This is a genomic window from Variovorax sp. P4_D9, assembly GCF_056401695.1.
Genome location: NZ_JBFUIU010001563.1, coordinates 1 through 1,010 on the forward strand (window position 1 = coordinate 1; position 1,010 = coordinate 1,010).

Consider the following 1,010-nt stretch of genomic DNA (forward strand, 5'->3'; position numbering starts at 1 on the left):
GTGCTCAACCGACCGGGTCGGCGTTTTCGTCCTCGCCTGTCAACCTGGGCCCACTGCGCTCGTCGGGCACCAACTTGAACAGCTCCACGCATCCAGCGTCAAAGGCCTCCATCCAGCTCGGAAAGGAGTCGACGCTCGACTCGAAGTCGATCCAGGCCGATGCGTCTTCAGTGCTTTCGTGCACAGATCGAAAGCCTCTTTCGAGGCCAAGCGATCGGCGGGGCGAGTTACGCACCACGTCGAGGACTCTTTGATCGCGTGCGGACCACGTCTGAAAGCTTTGAACATTGAACCGTTCAGGGCAAACGACCGTTTCGCGAAAATTAATATCGCCGGCCGAATGTCCGCAGTGGGCCCGAAGCTCCGATTCGCGACTTGCGGAGGCTGTCGTTCGCGCACGATGTCGTCCTGATCGTCCGTTGCCACCCATGCTGATTCATGACGATGACGCCGAGGTCAAGTTCCAAAGTAGACCGGACGTCCGTCAAGCAAAGGGCCAAGGTCGGGTTTCGGCGACCACCGTCATTCGGCAGCCAAACTCGAAGGACAGCAGACAGTCTGGAGCACGCGTTCGAGCTTGGACCTCGAACCAGAACTGTCGGCCAGGAGCCGACGTTCAGCAAGCGGAAGCCAGTGACCGGTTAAGAATTGCTTGCTGCCACTTGGTCGACAACCGGGGACTTCCGCAAGGATGCGGTTTGCTGACGGTCCAGATGTGCGTCGAGACTGCGTGCCACCCTCTCAAGGACGCGGAAAGAGACCTGAATCGTGGAGCCGGGCGGGAGCCAGGGCTAGGGTGTCTGTGCGGCGGTCCCGAAAAGCCACGTTCGCTACTCAGACAGACTTTGAGTTTCACGCCCTGCCATGGCCGAGTTTTGGCGATCACGCCGCAGCTCCTCCGTCAACGTCGAGTGAAATGCCCGTGATGAAGCTGGCGTCGGGGCTTGCGAGGAAGGCTACTGCCGCTGCGATCTCTTCGGGCCGGCCATAGCGGCCGAGCGGAATGGCTG

2 protein-coding genes are annotated in these 1,010 nt (G+C 60.5%); both read right to left on the reverse strand.

From position 1 onward, the window contains the following. Positions 1-4 precede the first annotated feature (4 nt). The gene (locus tag AC1DY5_RS56910; protein ID WP_478122919.1) at positions 5-184 is read right to left on the reverse strand and encodes a hypothetical protein; all 180 of its coding nucleotides are present in this window, start codon (positions 182-184) and stop codon (positions 5-7) included. Between the two features lie 698 nt (positions 185-882). Continuing rightward, a partial coding sequence (locus tag AC1DY5_RS56915) for an SDR family oxidoreductase (RefSeq protein WP_478122920.1) occupies positions 883-1,010 on the reverse strand: 128 nt, incomplete at its 5' end.